Origin of the sequence: Plectonema radiosum NIES-515, from assembly GCF_025753815.1 — a bacterium.
Taxonomy (GTDB): domain Bacteria; phylum Cyanobacteriota; class Cyanobacteriia; order Cyanobacteriales; family Nostocaceae; genus Hassallia; species Hassallia radiosum_A.
The window spans coordinates 1-4,242 of record NZ_JAOWRF010000270.1 but is presented as its reverse complement, the minus strand read 5'-3'; the positions used below and the strand labels follow the sequence as shown (position 1 = coordinate 4,242).

The following is a 4,242-nucleotide window of genomic DNA, read 5'->3' as shown; positions in this document are numbered from 1 at the left end:
GAGACGCGAAATTGCCTGCAATACACCTAGAGACGCGAAATTGCCTGCAATACACCTAGAGACGCGAAATTTCGCGTCTCTACATTTATTTTTTGAACATGTATGTGATTCAAATGAGAACCGCTATAAAAATGCAAAACAGCCTCTTGCGGAAAACACAACACTAGTCACTTCAGTTCCCACCAACGAAGATAAAGCGATTCCTAAATACGATCGTATCTTTGTCATTATTGAAGAAAACAAGTCTTACGACCAGATTATCGGTAATCCCAGCGCACCAATAATCAATCAATTAGCGAAAACTTATAACTTAGCTGCTAATTTCCACGCTCAAGTCCATCCCAGTGAAGCTAATTATATCGCAATGTTAGGTGGCGACACTTTTGGCATCCATGACGATGACGCTTTTTATTGTCAAGCTGGTAGTTCAGACCAGTTTTGTCATAAGGAATCGCAAATCTGATTATGTTAACCATACCGTCGCTTCTAAAAGTTTGATGACTCAGTTAGAGGAGAAAGGTCTAACCAGGATTAGGATATTTTGAAGATATACCTAATCCTGGTTCAAAAGCGATCGTTTCTCCCAATGCTCAACGTCCGCTTTATGCTTCAAAGCACAATGGATTTATCAGCTTTAAAAGTGTCCAGGACGATCCGAACTTGCAAAATAAAATTGTCGCTTTTGACCAACTTGCTAAAGACCTACAAAGGGGCAACGTTCCCAACTACAGCCACATTATACTCAATCAGTGTCATGAAATGCACGGTCTAGAAGAGTGTCCCCAATACGGTTCGGTTAAGAATATTTGTGAACCCAAAACCCTTGTAGAGACTAGCAAGTGCAACGTCTCTACATACGTTAACACCAACGGTATTGAGAGTGTCCCGACCTGCAACAACTGATTAAAACTGGTGATTATGCGTTGTCCATAACCCATGTAGAGACGCGAAATTTCGCGTCTCTAGAAGAAATTTCGCGTCTCTAGAAGAAATTTCGCGTCTCTAGAAGAAATTTCGCGTCTCTAGAAGAAATTTCGCGTCTCTAGAAGAAATTTCGCGTCTCTAGAAGAAATTTTGCGTCTCTAGAAGAAATTTCGCGTCTCTAGAAGAAATTTTGCGTCTCTAATAGGGAAAGATGAGAAGCGCAAGCTTAAGTCTTTTGATTATCTGACTTAAATCGACCAGCTATAAATTCTCGCTTGTGCAAATGCTTAGTATTGCGTCCTTCAACACGTTGGCGCCACATCCGAAAGCTGGATGGCTTCATTTCCCGACGCATGAGGGTAATAACCTGTTGTTCTTGCAAACCAAATTGTTTTTCAATTGCTTCAAATGGGGTTCTATCTTCCCATGCCATTTCGATAACTCTGTCAATGGTTTCTAAATCTAGTTCAGGTAGTTTCATTTTAGTTTGACATAGATATTACTATACATATTAGACATCTCCAGAAATGAACTATGCGTTGCCCAAAACCCTTGTAGAGACGTAGCACAGAATAGTCTCTACATCTTTTCCGGAGATGTCTATTTGTGCTTACATATCTTAAAACTTTAATAAATACAACTGAGAATCGTCATCATCCATAAGGCGTGGAATTGCGCTATCAACATTTGTTATAGGTAGTAAGCACGAAGAGTGCTTATTTTAAGCGCTGAAGCGCTTACTACGAGAATAACTTTAGGAATAAGCAAAACGAACAACCAACGCCCTATATTATGAAAATATAAGAAAAAATATGAAGTCGCCAGACTTAAACGGCATAACATGGGCAGTATTTGGGAACTCGATTATTACTCTCGTCCGATTTTGGACGAGAACAACAAAAAAATTTGGGAGGTGTTAGTGTGCGAGAGTCCTTTGGATACGCGCACAAAAGCTGATTCTTTATTTCGCTATGCTCAGTATTGCCCCAGTACGCAGGTAAATTCTGGTTGGTTGCGGACAGCGTTGCAAGAAGCAATTAATCAAGCCGGAGTTGCACCGCTGAAAATTCGCTTTTTCCGGCGGCAAATGAATAATATGATAACTAAAGCTTGCGAGGAAGTGGGCATTCCGGCTCAAGCTAGCCGTCGCACTTTAATGCTTAATCAATGGCTGCAAGAACGGATGGAACAGGTGTATCCTCAAGAAGTTGGGTATCAAGAGGCAAGTAATGCTTCAGTGCGTTTGGAAAGTCCGTTACCTCAACGTTTACCAGATGCTTTGGAAGGACAGCAATGGATATTTGTTACCTTAACAGGTGCGGATTTTGCGGAAATGCATGAGTGGGAAATCGCCTTTGGTGAATCTTTCCCGATAGAATTTGCGAACTTATCACCGGAAAGCCGTATTCCTGGTGTGTTAATTTTCTCACCAAGAGCGTTACCTTTAGCGGGTTGGATGTCTGGTTTGGAATTGGCTTGGTTGAGACTTGACACAAGTAAAGGGACGAGATTAGTCTTAGAAACTGGTGCGACTGAAAGCTGGATTTTGGCGAATATCAAAAATCTCCAAACCATAGCAGAAGCTTCAAGTTTTGAAGAAGCCAAGCAAAAAGCGAACGGAGTTCATTTTATCGGGGTGCAGTCCGATGCGAGAGCCGAATCTTTTGCTGGCTTCTGGCTGTTGCAAGAGGTCAATTTGCCGTAAATTGAGGGAAGGGGGCATAGGGCATGGGGCATGGGGCATGGAAAGAATCTATCATTAGCTTTGAAAGCACGTTTTTAATTGCCCAATGCCCATTGCCCCATGCCCAATGCCCAATTCTCCAATTACCAATGACTAATGCAAAAATTTATCAAGGGTCATGGGTTCTGAAAATTTGTCACAAGATACACTAGCAGAACAGTTGTTGGAACTAGCTATCAAGTCGGGAGCGGAGGCAGCTGAGGTGTATCAGTCGCGATCGCTTTCTCGACCTGTGTTTTTTGAGGCAAATCGTCTAAAACAGCTAGAAACCAGTCAAGCGGAAGGTACAGCACTACGATTATGGCGGAATGGGCGTCCGGGACTAACGGTGGCTTACGGTTCTGTCAGTGCTGCGGCAATGGTGGAACGAGCGTTGTCTTTAAGTCAATTAAATCAACCAGAATCTATAGAATTAAATAGCAAGTCTCAGTCTTCTTACCCAGACTTGGGGGAAGATGTGCCGATAGAGGTGTTGGTAAACTGGGGATCTGAAGCGATCGCTCTCATTCGTGATGCTTATCCAGATGTTGTCTGTACGGCTGAGTGGGAATGCGATGTGGAAACGATTAGACTTGTCAACACTAAAGGTTTAGATTGTTACTACACCGACACAACTCTTAATTCTTATATAGAGGCTGAATGGGTACGTGGTGATGATTTTTTAAGTGTTGCCGATGGTCAAACTCAGCGGGGTGATTTACATCCTGAGAAAGTAGCTAACCAAATTTTACAGCGGTTGATTTGGGCAAAAAAAAATGTTTCACCCCCTAAGGGTCGCGTTCCAGTATTATTTACTTCTAAAGCCGCTGATATGCTTTGGGGTACTGTGCAAGCTGCTTTGAATGGTAAACGAGTGCTGGAAAAAACTTCTCCTTGGACTTCCCGGATTGGTAAACCAGTAATCGCACCAACTCTGACTTTATACCAAGACCCAATTGCTGGACCTTACAGCTGTCCTTTTGATGATGAAGGTACACCGACTCAGTTTTTGGTGTTTATCCAAAATGGAGTTTTGCAAAATTTTTACAGCGATCGCACTACTGGACATCAATTAGGTACAGGTAGTACTGGTAATGGTTTTCGCTCTGATTTAAGTAGCTATCCTACCCCTGGTTTATTTAATTTCTTAATCGAGCCTGGTTCCGCTTCGCTACAATATTTGATTCAAAAGTTGGATGATGGCTTGATTGTAGATCAAATCTTGGGCGGTGGTAATGGCATTTCTGGCGACTTTTCGATCAATATTGATTTGGGCTACCGCGTCCAAAATGGTCAAGTAATTGGGCGGGTTAAGGATACTATGGTGGCAGGTAATGTCTATACTGCTCTTAAACAAGTGGTTTTACTTGGTGGTGACGCTGATTGGAATGGTTCTTGTTACACTCCGTCTCTGATAGTGGATGGACTTTCCACCACCGGGAGAAAAACTTGAAGGATTGGGGAAGGGGGACAAGGGGGACAAGGAGGACTAGGGGGACAATTCTTTCTCCCCCCCATCCCCCCATCCCATTTTTATGGTAGTGGTTAAAAAGGATACACAGACTATCCAGCGATCGCTAGTTAAACTATTCTAC

Annotated in this window: 4 protein-coding genes and 1 pseudogene; 4 read left to right on the top strand and 1 reads right to left on the bottom strand. The window is 42.6% G+C overall.

The window, feature by feature from the left end:
- Positions 1-463 (top strand): annotated as a pseudogene (locus OGM63_RS18885) (hypothetical protein); the annotation flags it as partial.
- Positions 464-549: 86 nt separating this feature from the next.
- The gene (locus tag OGM63_RS18880; protein ID WP_318528501.1) at positions 550-903 is read left to right on the top strand and encodes an alkaline phosphatase family protein; all 354 of its coding nucleotides are present in this window, start codon (positions 550-552) and stop codon (positions 901-903) included.
- 247 nt (positions 904-1,150) lie between these two features.
- Here the strand turns inward: OGM63_RS18880 and OGM63_RS18875 are convergent, their stop codons facing one another.
- Entirely contained in the window at positions 1,151-1,405 is a 255-nt protein-coding gene (locus OGM63_RS18875; RefSeq protein ID WP_263747196.1) for a TIGR03643 family protein, read from the bottom strand.
- A gap of 360 nt (positions 1,406-1,765) precedes the next feature.
- Here OGM63_RS18875 and OGM63_RS18870 point away from each other — a divergent pair, with 360 nt between their 5' ends.
- The gene (locus tag OGM63_RS18870) at positions 1,766-2,629 is read left to right on the top strand and encodes a Tab2/Atab2 family RNA-binding protein (protein ID WP_263747195.1); all 864 of its coding nucleotides are present in this window, start codon (positions 1,766-1,768) and stop codon (positions 2,627-2,629) included.
- Positions 2,630-2,801: 172 nt separating this feature from the next.
- Positions 2,802-4,100, top strand: a complete 1,299-nt coding sequence (locus OGM63_RS18865) for a TldD/PmbA family protein (protein WP_318528500.1) — start codon at positions 2,802-2,804, stop codon at positions 4,098-4,100.
- Positions 4,101-4,242 lie beyond the last annotated feature (142 nt).